At 64.4% G+C, this 17,902-nt stretch carries 15 protein-coding genes and 2 pseudogenes; 9 read left to right on the top strand and 8 right to left on the bottom strand.

Going from position 1 to position 17,902, the window contains the following annotated elements; translation table 11 throughout:
* Positions 1–151: 151 nt before the first annotated feature.
* A complete protein-coding gene (locus ACTJLC_RS27880) occupies positions 152–1,132 on the bottom strand; it encodes a cupin domain-containing protein (protein ID WP_440845850.1) in 981 nt (326 codons plus the stop codon).
* Positions 1,133–1,262: 130 nt separating this feature from the next.
* On the opposite strand from ACTJLC_RS27880, the gene ACTJLC_RS27875 reads away from it, so the two are divergent.
* Both ACTJLC_RS27875 and ACTJLC_RS27870 read left to right on the top strand, forming a co-directional pair.
* Complete coding sequence (locus tag ACTJLC_RS27875; protein WP_310133692.1) at positions 1,263–1,799, top strand: carboxymuconolactone decarboxylase family protein; 537 nt, start codon at positions 1,263–1,265, stop codon at positions 1,797–1,799.
* 40 nt (positions 1,800–1,839) lie between these two features.
* Positions 1,840–2,214: pseudogene (locus tag ACTJLC_RS27870) on the top strand (FAD-dependent oxidoreductase); the annotation flags it as partial.
* Positions 2,215–2,267: 53 nt separating this feature from the next.
* Here the strand turns inward: ACTJLC_RS27870 and ACTJLC_RS27865 are convergent.
* Positions 2,268–3,170: a LysR family transcriptional regulator gene (locus tag ACTJLC_RS27865; protein ID WP_310133689.1), complete on the bottom strand. Its 903-nt coding sequence runs from the start codon at positions 3,168–3,170 to the stop codon at positions 2,268–2,270.
* Positions 3,171–3,286: 116 nt separating this feature from the next.
* Between ACTJLC_RS27865 and ACTJLC_RS27860 the strand changes: the two genes are divergently transcribed.
* The 4 genes and pseudogenes from ACTJLC_RS27860 to ACTJLC_RS27845 all read left to right on the top strand — a co-directional run bounded on the left by ACTJLC_RS27860 (position 3,287) and on the right by ACTJLC_RS27845 (position 7,316).
* A complete protein-coding gene (locus ACTJLC_RS27860; protein WP_310133687.1) occupies positions 3,287–4,480 on the top strand; it encodes a serine hydrolase domain-containing protein in 1,194 nt (397 codons plus the stop codon).
* Positions 4,477–5,649, top strand: a complete 1,173-nt coding sequence (locus ACTJLC_RS27855; protein WP_310133684.1) for an MFS transporter — start codon at positions 4,477–4,479, stop codon at positions 5,647–5,649. Before ACTJLC_RS27860 ends, ACTJLC_RS27855 begins: the two co-directional genes overlap by 4 nt.
* 6 nt (positions 5,650–5,655) lie before the next feature.
* A pseudogene (locus ACTJLC_RS27850) lies at positions 5,656–5,767 on the top strand (LysR family transcriptional regulator); the annotation flags it as partial.
* A 358-nt stretch (positions 5,768–6,125) separates the two neighbouring features.
* A complete protein-coding gene (locus ACTJLC_RS27845) occupies positions 6,126–7,316 on the top strand; it encodes a porin (RefSeq protein ID WP_073428011.1) in 1,191 nt (396 codons plus the stop codon).
* 68 nt (positions 7,317–7,384) lie between these two features.
* On the opposite strand, the gene ACTJLC_RS27840 is transcribed toward ACTJLC_RS27845, so the two are convergent.
* From ACTJLC_RS27840 to ACTJLC_RS27815, 6 genes are all read right to left on the bottom strand, one after another.
* Positions 7,385–9,130 carry a dipeptide ABC transporter ATP-binding protein gene (locus tag ACTJLC_RS27840; protein ID WP_440845846.1) on the bottom strand — a complete coding sequence of 582 codons (1,746 nt, stop codon included), beginning with the start codon at positions 9,128–9,130 and terminating at the stop codon, positions 7,385–7,387.
* Complete coding sequence (locus ACTJLC_RS27835; protein ID WP_310133678.1) at positions 9,127–9,933, bottom strand: ABC transporter permease; 807 nt, start codon at positions 9,931–9,933, stop codon at positions 9,127–9,129. The genes ACTJLC_RS27840 and ACTJLC_RS27835 overlap by 4 nt, the downstream gene beginning before the upstream one ends.
* Positions 9,934–10,007: 74 nt before the next feature.
* Positions 10,008–11,048 (bottom strand): ABC transporter permease, encoded by a 1,041-nt coding sequence (locus ACTJLC_RS27830; protein ID WP_310133675.1) that lies wholly within the window; start codon positions 11,046–11,048, stop codon positions 10,008–10,010.
* A 38-nt stretch (positions 11,049–11,086) separates the two neighbouring features.
* On the bottom strand, positions 11,087–12,736 hold the full coding sequence (locus tag ACTJLC_RS27825) for an ABC transporter substrate-binding protein (RefSeq protein ID WP_310133672.1): 1,650 nt from the start codon (positions 12,734–12,736) through the stop codon (positions 11,087–11,089).
* A 62-nt stretch (positions 12,737–12,798) separates the two neighbouring features.
* The gene (locus ACTJLC_RS27820; protein WP_310133670.1) at positions 12,799–13,371 is read right to left on the bottom strand and encodes a GNAT family N-acetyltransferase; all 573 of its coding nucleotides are present in this window, start codon (positions 13,369–13,371) and stop codon (positions 12,799–12,801) included.
* A 30-nt stretch (positions 13,372–13,401) separates the two neighbouring features.
* Complete coding sequence (locus ACTJLC_RS27815) at positions 13,402–14,466, bottom strand: LLM class flavin-dependent oxidoreductase (RefSeq protein ID WP_310133668.1); 1,065 nt, start codon at positions 14,464–14,466, stop codon at positions 13,402–13,404.
* Between the two features lie 314 nt (positions 14,467–14,780).
* Here ACTJLC_RS27815 and ACTJLC_RS27810 point away from each other — a divergent pair, with 314 nt between their 5' ends.
* The 3 genes from ACTJLC_RS27810 to ACTJLC_RS27800 all read left to right on the top strand — a co-directional run bounded on the left by ACTJLC_RS27810 (position 14,781) and on the right by ACTJLC_RS27800 (position 17,871).
* The gene (locus tag ACTJLC_RS27810) at positions 14,781–16,097 is read left to right on the top strand and encodes an NtaA/DmoA family FMN-dependent monooxygenase (RefSeq protein ID WP_244219901.1); all 1,317 of its coding nucleotides are present in this window, start codon (positions 14,781–14,783) and stop codon (positions 16,095–16,097) included.
* A gap of 10 nt (positions 16,098–16,107) precedes the next feature.
* The gene (locus ACTJLC_RS27805; protein WP_310133664.1) at positions 16,108–17,136 is read left to right on the top strand and encodes a succinylglutamate desuccinylase/aspartoacylase family protein; all 1,029 of its coding nucleotides are present in this window, start codon (positions 16,108–16,110) and stop codon (positions 17,134–17,136) included.
* A gap of 183 nt (positions 17,137–17,319) precedes the next feature.
* Positions 17,320–17,871, top strand: a complete 552-nt coding sequence (locus ACTJLC_RS27800) for a GNAT family N-acetyltransferase (RefSeq protein WP_073428017.1) — start codon at positions 17,320–17,322, stop codon at positions 17,869–17,871.
* Positions 17,872–17,902 lie beyond the last annotated feature (31 nt).

The raw sequence follows: 17,902 nt of genomic DNA, 5'->3' as shown, positions 1-17,902 counted from the left end.
TCTCCGCATTGACCCAGGTTCTTTGTTACCGAATGGGAGTTACGTGAACAATCCGGCGGTGGAATTAAACCGGCCCGGCGCCTTCGCCCATCGCAACGGTCAGTCGTGGAAGAAGAGCGCCAGGCCGATAGGGTGGGTACCCGCAGGTTCCTCACACGGAACCATCTTCGAATGCCCCGCTTCTCGAGGAACGGGCGCGCCACTTCGCTGGCGTCATGCCTACCTGCCGTTTGAACATGCGCTGAAACGCGGCTTCCGATTGATATCCCACCGCTTCCCCGATCTCGGCCACAGACATCCCCGTCTGCGCCAGTTTGCGTCCAGCGAGCGCTATGCGAATGTCCGTGAGCACGTCGCTCGCTGAGCGGTTGATGGCTTCTTCGAAGTGGCGTGCGAACGTAGCGCGCGACATGTGACAGAGTTCAGCCAGCTTCGGCAAAGTCCACGGCTTCTCTGGTTCGTCGAACATGGCGGCGAGAGCCGGCTGCAGGCGCTGACGCTGCGCAAGCGCAAGCAGGCCGCGCGGGGCTTGATCGGTATCGGAGGCGCAGCGCAGGGTCAGCGCAAACAGCGCGCCCGAAAGCTGATTCACGACCGTCGCGCTGCCCGGGCGTTGCTCGAACGCTTCCTCGCGCATCAATTCAATGAGTCGGGCAAGCCGGGTTGCTGCAAACGCGGCGTCGCGCGCCTGTCCGTCGCCCTCGCTCACGCTGCTCACCAGCAAACGTCCCGGCAGATGGTCGCGCATCAGTTGCTGCGGCACGGCCGGCAGCACGAAGCGCCCGCACAACACATCGGCGCCTCCGCGTGCGTTGCCGTTCGTGGCAATGGTCAATCCGTCCTTGTGCCGCTCGCGTGCCGCCCGGGGGGGATTGCCGCTGCCGTCGTGCAAGCTGTGAGCGCTGCCGGAAGGAAACAGCACAATGTCGTCGGCTTTCATGCGAAGCGCCGGTTCACTGTTCCCTCCAGTGTCGCTTTCGACGACAGCCTCGCCGCGCAACAGCACGTGATAGGGGAATTCCCACTCGTTCGACTCGGGATGGTCGATGCGCCACGGCGAGCCGAAGTGGCACCGTACATCCAGCCGTCCGGTGACCGGCATCAGCGAGAGGAGTCGGTCCAGCAGTTCCATATGAGACGTTTGAGCATGAAGTTGCGGAAGTATGGCATTAAGGAACTCGCCGCACATCCCTACACTGACTCCCATGCCATACGACATGGCTAAGCAGTTCAACCCTCAACCCTGAAGGAAGGAGTCAATCATGTCCCGTCTGACCACCATTCGCCCTGAGGAAGCAACCGGCGCGGCCGCTGAAGTGTTCGCGAAGATCAAGAAGGCCGTCGGCAAGGTACCCAATGCGTACGCGACCGTCGGCACGCACAGCCCCGAAGCGCTCGGCGCGGCGCTCGCGTTCGACGCAGCGGTGGCTGCCAGCACGCTTGGCAAGGCGGACATCGAAGTGATCAAGCTGGCCGTCAGCGAACACGTGGGCTGTGACTACTGTGTCGCCGCGCATACGTTGATGGGCAAGCTCGCCGGGCTGTCGGGCGATGACATGAAGCAGGTGCGTGCCGGCGTTGCAACGGGCGACGCGAAGCGGGACGCGCTGGTGACGTATGTGCGTACGCTGGTCGGTACGCGCGGAACGGTGCCCGAAGCGGTCGTCGATGCGGTGCGCGCGGCGGGTTACACCGACCGCCAGATCATCGAAATCAACCTCGCCATCGCGTCGATTACGTTCACGAATCTCGTGAATCGCGTGAACGACACGACGCTCGACTTCCCGGCAGTCAGGTAACCCGTAGTTCCCGCACCCAGCCTCGACAGGAGAGATCGCCATGCGCACCGTTCGTACAGACGTCGCCGTTATCGGCGCAGGCACGGCCGGGCTGTCGGCCTACCGCAGCGCCAAAGCCGAAGGCCGCACGGCCGTGATCATCGAAGGCGGTGAATACGGCACGACGTGTGCAAGAGTGGGGTGCATGCCGTCGAAGCTGCTGATCGCGGCGGCGGAAGCCGCGCATGCCGCGAGCCACGCCGACGCATTTGGCGTCCGCGTCGAGGGGGTGCGGGTAGACGGCCAGGCGGCCATGGATCGCGTGCGCAGCGAGCGCGACCGCTTCGTCGGCTTCGTCGTGGACGGTGTCCACGCGTTGCCGGAAGCGGACCGGCTGATTGGCCACGTACGCTTCATCGACGACCGGCTGCTGCAAGCCGGCGCCTAGTTCTTTCGGGACGCTCAGACGTCGGACGCCTCGCGGGGCGACTACGGATACAGCCGGGCGGACGGAAATACCCGAGCACACAGGAAATCGACCAAGGCCCGGACTTTCGGAGAGGGATGCTTGCTGGCGGGCCAGAGCACGTGGAAGACGCCGGTGCGTTCCACGTGATCGACCAGAACGGTGCGCAACCGTCCATCCGCCAGCGGCTCCTTGATCGAGAATTCCGGCAGATAGGCGATCCCCAAGCCTTGTAGTGCAAAGCACACGCGCGTCTCGATGTTGTTGCAGATCATCGAGGTCGGCAATGGCAACTCGGGCTCGCCGGCAGCACGGCGCAACGCCCATGTTTCCAGCTTGCCGCTGTTGGGAAAGCGGTAGTGCAAGCAGGTGTGCTCCAGCAGATCCGCAGGCACTTTGGGCGTACCTCGCCGCGCCAGGTAGTCGGGCGAGGCGACCAGCATCGAACGAAAGGCGCCCAGCCTGCGCGCGGACAAGCGCGAGTCCGTCGGGTCGCCGGTTCTGACCACGGCGTCGAAACCTTCCTCGATCACATCGGCCAGCCGGTCGGTGAAGTCCAGGTCCAGCTCGATGGCCGGGTACTCGCGCATGAACTCGCCGAGCACGGGCAGCACCAGCGAACTGACCAGGGGCAAGCTGACCCGCAAGCGACCGCGCGGCAAAGCCGTGGCCTGCGACAGCTCCAGTTCCGCCGCCTCGATTTCAGCAAGGATGCGGCGGCTGCGCTCCAGGAACAGCGTGCCCTCGGCTGTCAGCGTGACGCTGCGCGTGCTGCGGTGGAACAGGCGCACGCCGAGCTTTTCTTCCAGCCGCGCCACGCTCTTGCCGATGGCGGATGCCGATACGCCCAGCAGCCGACCGGCCGCGACAAAGCTGCGTGTCTCGGCGACCTGCACGAACACCACGAAGCCGTTCAGGCTGTCCACCTCGTACCTCCATTGCGGACAAATAGTTCCGGTAAGAAATGAACTGTACTCCAGTTTTTCTTTAATCGAAGACCTTCTATCGTGACGGGAATGTTCATTGATGAAAGGAAGTCCCCGTGACGATTGCCGCATTTCCGCTGCGCACAGGCGTCCCGCCCGCGTCTCTGTCCACCCGGATTCAGGCCGCGGTTCAACAGGCACTGGACGGGCGGCGCCTGGTCGGTGCCGTGGTACTGGTAGCCCGCGACGGCGAACTGATTCACCGCCAGGCCGCCGGCTGGGCCGACCGCGAGAGCCGTCGGACGATGACCGTGGATGCGGTCTTCCGTCTGGCGTCGGTGAGCAAGCCGATCGTCTCGACGGCGGCGCTGGTGCTGGTGGCGCAAGGTCGACTCAATCTGGATGACGGCATCGACCGCTGGTTGCCCGAGTTCCGGCCACGGCTGGCCGATGGCCGACCTGCGCGGATCACTACCCGGCAATTGCTCAGCCACACGGCGGGACTGGACTACCGCTTCTTCGAGGCTGATGCGGACGGCCCTTATGCGCGGGCCGGCGTGTCGGATGGCATGGATGCGTCCGGTATCAGTCTGGGAGAGAACCTGCGCCGCATCGCCACCGTGCCGCTGCTGTACGAACCGGGCACGGCCTGGGGCTATTCGCTGGCAACCGACGTGCTGGGCGCCTTGATCGAGCAGGTGCATGGCGAGCCACTGGACGCAGCCGTGCGCCAGCTCGTGACCGGCCCGCTGGGCATGGCGGATACCGGCTTTGTCGCGCTGGATGCGCAGCGCGTGGCGACCGCCTATGTGAATGACACGCCTCAGCCGCACCCGCTGGCGGAAGGCGAAATCGTTTCGCCCTTCGAGGGGGCGGTCGGCATCCCCTACAGCCCTGCGCGCATCTTCGATCCGCAGGCATTTCCTTCGGGTGGCGCGGGCATGGCGGGAACAGCCGAAGACTTCCTGCGCCTGCTGGAAGCCTTGCGCCAGGGTTGCGGTGCGCTCCTGCCCAACGAATTGATCGCGGAGATGGCGCGCGATCAGACGGGCGGTCAGGAACTGCCCAATGCGCCGGGCTTCGGCTTCGGGCTGGGGTTCTCGGTCTTGCGCGACCAGGCGTTGGCAGCTTCGCCCGAGTCGGAAGGCACTTGGCGTTGGGGCGGTGCCTACGGCCATGCCTGGTTCGTGGATCGGGTGCGGGGACTCAGCGTCGTCGCCTTCACCAACACGTTGTACGAAGGCATGTCGGGTCGTTTCGTCACCGATCTGCGCGATGCGGTCTACGGTGCCTTGGAGGGTGCGCGATGACTTCGGCAACTCAGGACCGCATGCCTCTCGCATCGCTGCTGGCGCTTGCCATGGCGGCTTTCATCACCATCCTGACCGAAGCGCTGCCGGCCGGCTTGCTGCCCCAGATGGCGCGGGGACTGGCCGTCTCCGAGGCATGGGTCGGCCAGACCGTCACCATCTATGCCATCGGCTCCCTGGTGGCCGCGATTCCGCTGATCGCCGCCACACAAGGGATGCGTCGCCGGCCGTTGCTGCTGGCCGCCATTGCCGGCTTCGCCATCGCCAACACAGTGACGACGCTTTCCACCAGCTATGCGCTGACCATGGTGGCGCGCTTCCTGGCGGGCGTCTCGGCGGGTTTGTTGTGGGCGCTGCTGGCCGGCTATGCCGCGCGCATGGTGCCCGAGCACCAGCAAGGCCGCGCCATCGCGATCGCCATGGTGGGCACCCCGCTGGCGCTTTCGCTGGGCGTGCCTGCCGGCACCTTCCTTGGCGATCTGGTGGGGTGGCGCATGTGCTTTGGCATCATGAGCGTGCTGGCGCTGATGCTGATGGTCTGGGTGCGCCTGAAAGTACCGGACTTCGCGGGGCAGGCCGTGGGCAAACGCCTTTCGTTGCGGCATGTGTTCACCCTGCCGGGTATTCGCCCGGTGTTGTTCGTGGTGCTGGCCTTCGTCCTCGCACACAACATCCTCTACACCTACATCGCCCCGTTTCTGGTGATGGCCGGCATGGTGGACCGCACGGATCTGGTGCTGCTGGTTTTCGGCATCACATCGCTGCTGGGTGTCTGGATCATCGGCGTGCTGATCGACCAGTACCTGCGCGCACTGACGCTGGCGAGCACGGTCTTGTTCGGACTTTCGGCGTTGGTGCTGGGCATGGCAGGCACCGAGCCCATCGCCGTCTATGCGGCAGTGGGTGCCTGGGGACTGGCTTTCGGCGGCGCTGCGACCTTGTTTCAGACCGCACTTGCCAAGACGGCGGGCGATGCTGCTGATGTCGCGCAGTCCATGCTGGTCACTGCCTGGAACACGGCGATTGCCGGTGGGGGCATCGTTGGTGGCGTGCTACTGGATCGTCTCGGTGTGGGGGCTTTCTCTCCTGCGCTGCTAATGCTGTTGCTGGCGACACTTCTGGTGGCGTGGTCTGCCAGACATCACGGCTTTCCCGTGTCGGTGGGATGAAATCGGATGGAACTGCGCGACCTTCGTTGCTTCCTTGTCGTGGCTGAAGAACTCCACTTCGCTCAGCTCCGCTGAACGGCTGCACATCGAGCAGTCGCCGCTGTCGCGAGCGATCAAGGCAGTGACGATTCGCACCCGGCGTGGGCTCCTGTGCGATGCGAAGTGGGCCATGGCGGCGCTTCGATGTTCTCGTCAAGCGTGCCGCCAGACGCCGAAAGACTGGTATTGGGTAAGACACCTTTTGCGAGTATGCGGGGAAATTCCGCCTTATACGCCACGTGTCGTCCGCTGCTCCGCACTCACATACAAGTCGAAATACCGCCGCCGAGGAAATGCATTTCCAGCCCTCGCCGAATTTCAAATGCGCGGAGCAATCCGTAGCAAACCCGATTTCGATGTTTCTACCCCGTCTTTCGTCAACCTAAAATTGGACCCCTTTCAATCGATGACGTTTAACACGACAACAAGGGGTAACGATGAAACGAGTCGCTCTCGCCAGCGCCGCAGGCCTGTTTGCAATTGCACCACTCGCCGCTCAGGCGCAAAGCTCGGTCACGTTGTACGGGCTCGTGGATGCGGGCATTACCTATACGAACAACCAGAAGGGCGCGAGCAACTTCCAGCAGACGAGCGGCAAGTTGAGCGGCAGCCGATGGGGTCTCAAAGGCAGCGAGGACCTGGGCGACGGATGGAAAGCCGTCTTCACCATCGAGGGCGGTTTCCGTCCCAACGACGGCACGCTGGGCCAGGGCGGTCGCGAGTTCGGACGGCAGGCATTTGTCGGCGTCCAGAAAACGGGCATCGGCACGCTGACGTTCGGACGCCAGTATGAACCGCTCGCCGATCTCGCGGCGCAATACGCGGGCTCCGGTTTCTGGTCGCCGTCGACACACGTCGGCGATAACGACAACCTGAACCAGACTTTCCGCGTCAATAACGCAGTCAAGTTCCGCAGCGACACGATTGCCGGATTCACGGTGGACGGCCTGTATGCGTTCAGCAACCAGGCGAACGGCGGCAGCGGAACAGGCTTCGGCAACAACCGCGCGTGGGGCATCTCGGCGAACTACGTGAACGGACCGTTGTCGATCGGCGGCGGCTACGTGGTGCTGAATCATCCGGATACGACGTCGAACACGAGTGGTGCGGTCGGCGGCGCATCGACCACCACCGGCGACGACTACAGCGGCGCGTTTTTCTACGGACTGAACGGCGGCGTGCTGCGCCAGCAGATCGCCGTGGCGGGCACCAACTACGCATTCGGCCGCGCAACGGTCGGTTTCGCATGGAGCCATACGCAGCTCGACTACAACGACGGCTCGTCGCGCAAGTTCAACAACTACGATCTGAATGCGCGCTACCTGTTCACGCCCGCGCTGACGCTGATCGGCGTCTACACCTACACGGACGGCCGCGCGACCAACCTGCCGGGAACCAATGGTGCGAATCTGAAGCCGCGCTGGCATCAGTTCACGCTGGGTGTCGACTATGCATTGTCGAAGCGCACCGACGTGTATCTGTCCGGCGTGTATCAGCTTGCGGTCGGCGACGCGTCGACGCGGGTCGGCTCGGGCTACCGCACGATCGCGGCGATTGCCGATGCCGGCACCGCCTCGTCGACGAACCGTCAGGTCGCGGTGTTGTCGGGCTTGCGCGTGAAGTTCTGACGGGAAGCCGCGACGGCATGACGCCAATGAGTCTGCCGTCGCGGTGTTCAAGAGAGAGATACGGCACGTTAGCGCTGCTCGTCACGCTCGCCTGATCCATAGCGGCGATAGCACGCATCGAATTCCGGCAACTCGGGCAACGCGTCCAGCAACGTGCGGGTATAAGAGTGCACAGGCGCGGAGAACACCGTTGCGACGGGGCCGCTCTCCACGACCCGACCGCTCTTCATCACGATGATGCGGTCGGACACATGATGGACGACGGCCAGATCGTGCGAGATGAACAGCATCGAGGTTCCGTACTCGGCCTGGAGTTCGGCGAGCAGATCGAGCACCTGCGCCTGGATCGAGACATCGAGCGCGCTGACGGGCTCGTCGGCGACGAGCAGCGCCGGATTCGGAGCGAACGCACGCGCGATCGCGACGCGTTGACGCTGTCCGCCAGACAGATCACGCGGGTAACGGTCGATGCAGGCGGCGCCGAGCTTCACCTCGTCGAGTGCCTGTAATACACGCCGGCGCCGTTCGGCGCCGCGAACGTTGGCGGCGTCCAGGCTCTCGGCGATGATCTGGCCGACCGTGTAGCGCGGATCGAACGAACTGTACGGGTCCTGTGCGATGAGCTGAAGACCGGGACGTCGGCTCCTGCGCCTCGCTTCCGGCACCGCGCTCCACGGCTCGCCGTCGAGCAGCACCCGGCCGATGTCGGGCGCCACCAGGCCGAGGACGATCTTCGCCACGGTCGTCTTGCCGGACCCCGATTCGCCGACGATGCCGAGCGTCTCGCCTTTCGCCAGCGTGAACGATACGTCATCCACCGCGAGCGGAGCGTCGGCACGCGAGCCGTACCGCTTCGAAACCGATTCGACCGACAGCACGTGCGAGCGGGCGTCGATGTGTTTTTCAGGCAACGGTATGCGGCTGAGTACGCGCGGCAAGGTGCCGTCGTCGCGCGCCGGCTCCGCCGCTGCGAGACGATAACCGCGCGATTCCACAGTGGGCACGGCTTGCAGCAACAGGCGCGTATAGGGATGATTGGGCGCGGCAAGCACCTCATGCGCGGGGCCTTCCTCCACCACGCGACCCGCCTTCATCACCAGCACGCGATCGGCCAACTGGCCGACGAGCGCCAGATCATTGCTGATCAGCAGCAGTGCGTCGCCCGCGGCACGGCGCTGATGCAGCAGTTCGAGAATCTGCTTTTGAACCGTCATGTCGAGCGCGGTCGTGGGCTCGTCCGCAATCAGCAGCGCCGGGCGTCCGGCGATGGCCGTGCCGATCAGCACGCGCTGGCGCAGTCCGCCGGAAAGCTGATGCGGATAGTGCGGCAAACGGCGCGCGGCGTCGGGAATACCCACCGATTGCAGGATCTCGATGCTGCGCGCGTCGATTTCACTGCGCCGCAGTTTGGTCTGCGCGCCGAGCGCTTCGGCGAGCAGGCTTCGAACCCGGCAAAGCGGGTCCAGCGAGATCAGCGCGTCCTGCAGCACATAGCCGATCTCGCGGCCGCGGATGCGGCGCCATTCGCGCTCGCTCAGGCGGCGTGCGTCGCGGCTCGCGATGTCGAAGCGCTCCGCGCTCAGTTCGGCGCGTGCGCCGTTCAGGCCGATCAGGGCACGCGCGGTAACGGACTTGCCCGAGCCCGATTCGCCGACCAGCGCGACGCATTCGCCGGCCCGTATCGTCAGATCGAGATGGGACACGACGGTTTTGACTTCGCTGCGCGTGCGAAATCCGATAGTGAGGTTCCTGACCCGCACGATGGGCGCATCGTGCGACGCCGCCGCGATGCCCGGCTCGAAAGCGGGTTTCATGAATACTCCCGTCCTTCGAAGCGGGCCTGCCAGTAGCGGCCGAGCGCGCTCACCGACATGACCGTCAGCGTGATGGCGATACCCGGCCATACGGCAATCCACCAGGCGTTGTAGAGATAGTTGCGGCCTTCGGCGAGCATCAAGCCCCATTCGGCCGTGGGCGGCTGCGGACCCATGCCGAGAAAGCTCAGACCGGCCGTGCCGATGATCGCGCCGCCGAGTCCGACGGTGGCGAGAATCGGCACCTGGGCGACGGCATGCGGGAGGACGTGGCGCCAGACCAGCACCGGGAATGTCAGGCCGAAGGTGCGCGCCTGTTCGACATAGCCGGACTCCATCACCACGAAGGTCTGGCTGCGAACGACACGCGCGAAGCGCGGAATCGACGCGACGCCGAGCGCGACGATGAGGTTGAACGTGCCGGGTCCGGTGAACGAAATGAGCATCAAGGCGAGCAGCAGGTCCGGGAACGACGAGACGACGTCGAGCAGGCGGGTGATCAGTTCGTCGAGCCAGCCGCGCGCGAGACCCGCGATCAGGCCCGCGACGGTGCCGAACAGCGCCGCAATGACGATGGCCGCGGCGCTGATGCTCAGCGAGTAACGCGCGCCGTGAACGACTCTCGAGAAAATGTCGCGTCCAAGCTGATCGGTGCCCAGCCAGTGTTCGCCGCTGCTGCCGAGTTGCGCGGCGAGCGGATCGGCCGCGAGCGGATCGGCGCGCGCGAGCCACGACGGCTCGAGCGTGGCGAGCGCGCACAACAGCAGATAGCTCGCGGCAAGCACGAGGGGCGAATGGCGCAACGCCCAGCTCGAGGCACGACTGATCGCGAGGGACGGAAGGTATGAAACGGATTCGGTCGACAGGGCGGCTTTCCTCAATGGCGCGTGCGCCGCTCACGCAGGCGCGGGTCGATCAGCAGGTAGAGCAGATCGACGACCGTGCTCAGCACGACGTAGATCAGCGCGGAAAAAATGGCGATCGCGAGAATGACCGGCATATCCTTCGCGAGCACCGCATCCACGGTGATCTTGCCGAGGCCGGGACGGCCGAAGACCTGCTCCGTGATGACGGCGCCGCTCAACAGCCCGCCGAAGAGCCAGCCGGCGAGCGTCACCGCGGGTAGCGCGGCATGGCGCAACGCGTGACGAAAGCGCAGTGCGCTGCCGCTCACGCCCCACGAGCGCACGGTCAGCGCGAAGGGTTCGTCGAGCGCCCGCGTGAGTCCATGACGCAGCACCTGGCCGACGACCGCTCCCTGCGCGAGACCGAGCGAAACGGCGGGCAAAACCAGCGACGCGAAGCCCCGGTCTCCGGCAACGGGAAAGAGCCGCAGCGTGAAGCTGAAGATGAACAGCAGCACGATGCCGAGCCAGAACGACGGCGTCGATGCCAGCACGAGTTCGATGCCCGACGCCAGCCGGCCGCCCCAGCGCCGGCCCGCCGTCAGCACGGCAAGCCCGACGGCGAAGACTATCGTCACGACGAGCGCGCAGCCGGTGAGCTTGAGCGTCGGCCGTAGTTGGCTCGACACGAGCGCGGCGACGTCCGTGTTGAGGATGTACGAGCGGCCGAAATTCCCGTGCAGGACGCGCCACAGGTAGTGCAGATACCGAAGGTAAAGCGGTTCGTCGAGTCCCCATTCCTGACGGATCGCCGCTTCGATTGCCGGCGTGCTGACCTGTTCGCCGATCAGGAGACTGACGATGTCGCCGGGCGCCAGTTGTACGGCGGCGAACGACAGCGACACGGCTGCCCACAGCACCAGCAGTCCAGTCGCGATGCGCGTGAGCCCCGGCGAGCGCAGCAACGCCCGCAAGCCGCGCGCTACGCGACGCAGCCCGTGTTTCGGCGTGGCGAGGGCGGGACGCGAAGTTCGCTCGGCGGCGAGTTCGGGCAGTATGCGTGGCGGATTCATGTCGGATTACCTTGCGTCGAGCGGCGCGGCGGTCGCGTTCAACGTCGCGTGAGCCAGATGTCGTACGGGTTCTCCGGCATCTGCGCGAACGGGCGAAAGCGGATGCCCTGCACGTAGGTTGCCGCCGCGATCTGGTCCTCGGGTTCGTAGAGCGGCACGGCGAGCGCCTGCTCCTTGATCGCGAACTGCTGCAGCTCGCCGTAGGCCTTCTTGCGTTCCGCGGTGTTTTGCGTGCCGGCGGCGGCTTGCAGCCACCGGCTCAGTTCGGGTGCCGGACTGCGGCTGTAGTTCAGCGCACCGCCGCGGTCGACAGGAAGATAGTGGCCTTCGATGTCGATGCCGTCCGGCGGCGTGTTGGAGTTCGCGATGGCGCCGAACTTGCCGCTCTTGCGGAGATCCGTGTAGGTACCGTCGTCGACATAGTTGATCTTCAGGTCGACGCCCAGACGCTGGCGCGCCTGGGCCTGTAGCGCCTGCAACAGCACGTCGCGCTGATCGCGCACGGTGGCTTGCGCCTGGATCACGTCGATGGTCAGGCGCTGGGCATGCCTGGTCCTGAAGCCGGCGCTGTCGCGCGTGCTCCAGCCGGCCTCGTCCAGCAGCGAATTCGCGAGCGTCGGGTTGTTGCCGTAGGCCTGTTCGATCCGCCTGTCGTACAGCGGGTCGATCGGCGACACGATGCCCCACGCGCGGGTGCGCTGCCCGCGATAGATCGACTGGATAATGCCGCCGACATCGAGACCTTCGAGCAGCGCGCGACGCACCTTGGGGTCCTGCGTCGGACCATACGTCACGTTGAGAAACAGCGAATAGGGCGTGCCCGTGTTGAGTGCCTGCCGGTAGCTGAAATCCGGATTCTTGCGGATCAACCCGGCGTCGTTGCCCGACACGCCTTCGATCACGTCGACCTGTCCCGAAAGCAACGCGCCTGTGCGAACCGACGATTCGGGCAGGAAGCGATATACGACGCGATCCAGATACGCCGCGCCTTGATGGCCGGTATTCGCGGGAGCCCACCTGTAGTCGGGATTCTTGACGAACTCGATCTCCTGGCCCTTATCGTATTTGTGCAGGATGAAGGGACCTGTACCCGCTATGCCGATGCCGCCGGCCTTGAGATTGGGGCGGTCGAACGAAGCGGGCGATAGCAGCGGCAAGCGAGCCGCGAACGTGAGGAACGGCGAGTACGGTTCCTTCAGTGTGATCTCGACCGTGCGGCTGTCCGGCGTGGTCACGGCCGCGACGTGCGAAATCAGCGTGGCGAGGCTGCTGCCTCCCGAGTAGGCCGGCTCGCGCGCATTCAGGAAATTGCGGGCGACAGCGGCGGCGTCGAATGTCGCGCCGTCGGAGAACTTCACGCCTTCGCGCAACGTAAAGGTATAGGTCTTGCCGTCCGCCGATACCTTGTATGCGGTTGCGAGCCACGGCACGAAACTGCCGTCCGCGTTGCGGGCAAGCAGGCTCTCGTATGCGTTGCGCAGCAGCAGTTCGACCTTGTCCTGTCCGTTGAGCTGCGGATTGAGCGTGCGAGGTTCGGTCTCCACGCCCCAATTGAGCGTGCCGCCGGCGACAGGCGCGCTTTGCGCGCTCAATGCGTGCTGTGCCGCGAATGCAAACACAACCGCGAGGGCGGCCTGGCGCAGCGAAACGCGATGGTTGAATCCAGACGCCCGCAATGAGTGATTCATCGATTAATGCCTTCAGGAATGTTCAATCGTGGAGTGAGATCCGCGCCGCGCGGCGCACGGAATCAGGATGTGGTGAGCTCGTCGCGAGAGGGGCGTCTCGCCTCGGGCAGATCGCGGTAAATATCCGCGATCAGAATCTTGCGTAGCCACACGAGCGGCGTACCCAGCGCGTTGATGGAGTGGCGAAAGGGCTCATAGCCGCGGCGCTCGTAGACGTTGCGCAGCCAGGGATGCCCGACCGCCGTCGCGAGATAGGTGGCGGGCGCCTTGATCTGCGCGCGCAGGAACGCGGTTTCGACGTGATCCAGCAATGCGCTGCCCGCGCCCTGGCGCTTATAGCGTTCGGAAACGGCAAACCAGTGGATGAAGGGATACGGCGGCGCCTGCTCGTCCTGAGACAGCCAGGGAAACCGCACCGTCAGCGTGGCGACGATCTCCGTTTCCGCATGCGGCGAATGCGTGCGTTCGAGCACGAATGTCGATTCGCGCAGAATCTTTTCGCGGACCTGTTCGAACGGCGTGCGAGTAATCGTGAAGTGAATGCCCTGCTGCGCGAGCGGCGCATACGACTGTTGAAGCAGACGGTAAAGTGCCGGTGCATCGTCGGCAGTGGCAACGCGGACTGTGTCTTTCATCGCTGAGTCGCTGGAGTCGCTGGAATCGTTTCAGCCGCGCGTTGTTTCGGCGGCGTGCGGCGTTTCGCCGTGCAGGAGCCCGCGCGCCAGCAAACGCACCGAGGCGATACGTTGCGTGGCGTCCGTCACCGGGTTGTCGATGATGAATTCATCCACGCCATAGCGGTCTTGCAGTTCGCCGAGCGTGTCATGGACGGCGTCGGGTGTGCCATGCACGATGTGCGTCTCGCGTTCGTCGATGCGATGGGCACCGCCGCCTGCCTGGCGAACGAACTCTTCGGCCTGGGCGATGCTGCCCACCGTTACCGGCTGTTGATCGCCGACTTGCACGCGAAAGCGCCGTGTGTCAGATGCGAGCCGCGCTGCTTCGTCAGCGCTTTCCGCTGCTATGACGGAGATGGCCAGCAATGGCTTGCGTCCGTTCGATGCCGCGCGATAGCGCCCGAAAGCGCGCTCGATCTCGTCCGGTGCGCCGTTGATGTGAGCCGCGTACACGAAGTCCCAGCCAAGCCGGGCCGCGAGCGCCGCGCTTTCGATGCTCGCTCCGAGCAGGAAAGGGCGCGCAGGCGACGGCGGCAGCGGCGTGGCTCGCAGAACGGAACCGAATTGCTCCTCGCCGTCGGCAGCACCGTGCTCGCGATTCCCGGCGGGGTGATCGACGAGATGGCCGTTCAGCTCGAATGCGAGCGCCGCGAAGTCCGGTTTGCGCGCGGGGTCGTGCGCGGATTGCAGCGCGCGCGTCGAGAGCGGCAACCCGCCGGGTGCCTTGCCGATGCCGAGATCGACGCGGCCGGGGGCGAGCGAGGCCAGCAGATTGAAATTCTCCGCAACCTTGTATGGACTGTAGTGCTGCAGCATCACGCCGCCGGAACCGACACGTATGCGACTTGTGCGTGCAAGGATATAAGCGATCAGGATTTCAGGCGAAGGGCAGGCGAGCTGACTCGTGTTGTGATGCTCGGCCAGCCAATAGCGCCGGTATCCCCACGCCTCTGCGTGGCGCGCGAGGTCGATCGTGCGCGTCAGTGCCTGGGTCGCTGTCTCGCCTCGTGCGATAGGGCTCTTGTCCAGCAGGCTCAAAGCGTAGGCGGTCATTGGAAGTTCTGGAAGTACGACATGGGTCGGCTCGCGCGGCCTGGTGAGCCGATCTGATTAGTATCGCGATGGTATTTCTCCGTGAACGGCGCGGTCAAACAATCAAGAAGAATAAGTAAAGGCAAAAAGATTTGTTCAATGCGGCCACGCCGACCGATGTTTAGTGAAGCCAACATCGATACACTCGAAAGCCGCGCCTGATAACGCGGGTCACTCTCATCGGCTTTGGAAGACAATCGCATGCATGATCGAATGAACTCGCCTGTTCGCGGACAGTGCGAAACAATGAGCGGCGCAGGCAACGAGACGATGCCTTGTCACGCAGTGAGGTGCGGCTGATGTGCGCTGCGAAACGGAGAAAACTGAAGACGCTCGTCGGCGCGGGCAGCGTGTTGTTCGCGAACGAAGACGCCGAGCGGCGGCGCGGCGCGAAACGTGCGGCCGATCTGGCTCGCAAGGCAGAGGCCGCGAAGATCACGGGCCTCTTCACCGCCGATCTTCTCCAGGCCGATGCCGAAGGATTATCGGGTGGAACGGGCAGCCAGGAGCCGATCGTGGCGCTGGCGGGTTTGAGTCAGGTGACCTCGGACATCGGGCTGGTCGCGACCGTCTCGACCACGTACCATCATCCCTACAACATCGCGCGCATGATCGGTACATTGGATCATCTGAGTGGCGGGCGTGCCGCGTGGAATGCGGTGACGTCTTCTGTCGGCGAAGAGAACTTCGGCGATTCCGGATTACCCGATCCCGCAAGGCGTTATGCGCGCGCCACCGAATTCATCGAGGTCGTGAACGCGCTGTTCGATGCCAACGATACGACGGCGGCGCGGCGCACCGCGAGCGGCGCGGTTGCCGTCGATCCTCGCAAGCTAAAGCGTATCGACTATCGCGGCCAGCATTTCCAGGTGCAAGGGCCGCTCAATGTTCCGCCACCGCCGCAGCGCCGTCCTGTGCTGTTTCAGGCCGGCCAGTCGAAGCAGGGCGTCACGCTCGGCGCGCGTTATGCCGAGGTCGTCTATACATCGCAACCCACGCTGACCGACGCGGAGGCGTTCGTCACCGCATTGCGTCGCGAGGCAATCGAACTGGGACGCGTGGACGGCGGACCGTTGATCATGAACTCGTTTCACTCGGTGATCGGTGAATCGGATGCGGACGTCGCACGGCGCTTGCGCGAGAAGCATGAGCGCATCGACTTCCACCAGGGGCGCCTGAAACTCTCCGACATGCTCGGAGGTGGACTCGATCTGAGCGATTTTCCTCTCGATCGGCCGCTGCCGGCCGAGGTACTTCCAGATGTGGGGAACGTCAATCGCCGGCGCGGCCGCGTGGAGATCTTCCGCCGATATGCGCTGCAAGGCATGACGCTGCGAGAACTGATCATAGAGGCACAGGAAACGGGACACTGGTTCGTGGCCGGCACACCGGAGCGCCTCGCGGATGCCATAGAGGAACGTTACCGCGCCGGCCTCGTGGACGTCGTTTCGCTGCACGGACTCGGACAACCGGATCAGGAAGATCTGCTTCTAAACGGCCTGCTGCCGGAACTGCGCAAGCGCGATCTGCTCGACGCGGATTACCCAGGTGGCGACTTCCGCTCCAACCTCGAGTTGCCCGCACTGCCATAGGACGTTTCATATGCACTTGAATCCGATCGTCAGCGAAATCGATTTCGACGTGCCGGGCCGGCACACCGGTTATCTCCGTCTCCCGCACTCGGTGCATCGTTCCGCATACGGCTGGCTGCCCATACCGGTTGTTTCGATCCGAAATGGAGGCGGGCCTGTCGTGCTCGTGATGGCCGGCAATCATGGCGACGAATTCGAAGGGCAGATTCTCGCCGCGCAGCTCACGCGCGAGATCGATCCCGCGCATGTAACAGGGCAAATCATCGTGTTGCCGGCCGCCAATGCGCCCGCGGTGGAACAGGGTCTACGGACCTCCCCGATAGACGACGGCAACCTCAACCGCGCGTTTCCCGGCGACCCGCGAGGCTCTCCCACGCAAATCATCGCGCATTACATCGAGCACGAGCTGCTCGCGCGTGCCGACTATCTGATCGATCTCCATTCGGGCGGAAGTTCACTGCTCTATCACGGCGGCAACCTGCTCGCGATCGAGCCGCGCGACGAAGCCGAGAAAGCGCGGCTGATCGATTTACTGAATGCATTCGGCTTGCCGAACGCGTTCATTCATCGCGAGAATTCTGTGCACGCGGCGGCAGCGGCGCGCCGTCAAGGCGCGGTATCGATCACGACCGAACTGGGCGGTGCGGGAACGGTCAACCCCACGCTGATTCGCGAGGCGCGCCAGGGGCTGCTGCATTTCCTCGGCCATGTCGGTCTGCTGCATGGACCGCTCGTGCCGGAATCGCCGCCTGCGAGTACGCGTTTCAGACGCGTCGCCGGTGCGCGGCACTACGTTTATGCCTACGACAGCGGCGTTTACGAGCCGCTTGTCGAACTCGGCGAACGAGTGAGTCATGGGCAACCCGCTGCGCGAATCCATTTCCCCGATACGCCATGGCGCGAGCCTGTGATTCGCCATTTCGACAGCGACGGAGAAGTGGTCTGCAAACGCGTGCCCGCGCTGGTCCGAAGAGGCGATTGTCTGTTTCATCTTGCGGAGGACGACGCGTCGTTCTCCGCGGTGCCCACGCGGCGATGATGTTCTATTGACGGATACGATGCGCCGATAACGGAAAGCGATGCGCGGGCAATCGAACGGACATCAAAAAACGTTCGCCGCAGCGGCACCATATTCATATACCAATTGCTTGTTTAGCCGTCGAACGACGGCGCGCTATCGTGTGAGCTCCCGAAGACAAGCCGGCACGTCCGGTCGATCGTCATGAGCCTTAGCGTTGTCGATACCACTCCGCTCGATCCGCTCGCCGCGCCTTTGCTGAGCGCTTTACAGCGCGAGTACGCCACGCGCTACGCATCGTTTCACAAGGATAACGGCGAGTCGGCCGCGCAGGAAATCGCGCGTTATCCGGCCGAGGCGTTTGCGCCGCCGGAGGGCGCATTCATTCTGCTGCTGCGGGACGGCGCGGCGATCGGCGGTGGCGCATTCAAGCGCTACGACGCGCGCACCGCGGAACTCAAGCGTGTCTGGACGCGCGACGATGTGCGCCGCCAGGGTCTCGCGCGCCGCGTCGTGCAAGAGCTCGAACAGCGTGCGCTCGCTCAGGGTTACACCCGCGTTTATCTGACCACCGGCTTCCGGCAGCCCGAAGCGTGGGCGTTGTACACGAATACCGGCTACGCCAGCCTGTTCGACACGTCCTTGCCGCCTGAGGTGCATGTTCATTTGCGCTACGGCAAGGATCTACTCGCTCCGGGCCGCATCGATACCCTCGACGATCTTCGCGCGAAAGAAGTCCACCTCGCAACCCGATAAACCTACCTGCAATTCCCATAGAGAAAATGAC

The organism is Paraburkholderia sp. 22099 (genome assembly GCF_052045835.1).
In the GTDB taxonomy this organism is placed as follows: domain Bacteria; phylum Pseudomonadota; class Gammaproteobacteria; order Burkholderiales; family Burkholderiaceae; genus Paraburkholderia; species Paraburkholderia terricola.
This window is presented reverse-complemented; position numbering and strand designations above follow the sequence as displayed.

Bases quoted from the DNA above. Each gene is read 5' to 3' on its own strand.
- ACTJLC_RS27815 (WP_310133668.1), bottom strand. From the start codon at position 14,466: ATGACCGCCTACGCTTTGAGCCTGCTGGACAAGAGCCCTATCGCACGA.
- ACTJLC_RS27805 (WP_310133664.1), top strand. From the start codon at position 16,108: ATGCACTTGAATCCGATCGTCAGCGAAATCGATTTCGACGTGCCGGGC.
- ACTJLC_RS27880 (WP_440845850.1), bottom strand. From the start codon at position 1,132: ATGGAACTGCTGGACCGACTCCTCTCGCTGATGCCGGTCACCGGACGG.
- ACTJLC_RS27875 (WP_310133692.1), top strand. From the start codon at position 1,263: ATGTCCCGTCTGACCACCATTCGCCCTGAGGAAGCAACCGGCGCGGCC.
- ACTJLC_RS27840 (WP_440845846.1), bottom strand. From the start codon at position 9,130: ATGAAACCCGCTTTCGAGCCGGGCATCGCGGCGGCGTCGCACGATGCG.
- ACTJLC_RS27855 (WP_310133684.1), top strand. From the start codon at position 4,477: ATGACTTCGGCAACTCAGGACCGCATGCCTCTCGCATCGCTGCTGGCG.
- ACTJLC_RS27830 (WP_310133675.1), bottom strand. From the start codon at position 11,048: ATGAATCCGCCACGCATACTGCCCGAACTCGCCGCCGAGCGAACTTCG.
- ACTJLC_RS27845 (WP_073428011.1), top strand. From the start codon at position 6,126: ATGAAACGAGTCGCTCTCGCCAGCGCCGCAGGCCTGTTTGCAATTGCA.
- ACTJLC_RS27820 (WP_310133670.1), bottom strand. From the start codon at position 13,371: ATGAAAGACACAGTCCGCGTTGCCACTGCCGACGATGCACCGGCACTT.
- ACTJLC_RS27825 (WP_310133672.1), bottom strand. From the start codon at position 12,736: ATGAATCACTCATTGCGGGCGTCTGGATTCAACCATCGCGTTTCGCTG.
- ACTJLC_RS27800 (WP_073428017.1), top strand. From the start codon at position 17,320: ATGAGCCTTAGCGTTGTCGATACCACTCCGCTCGATCCGCTCGCCGCG.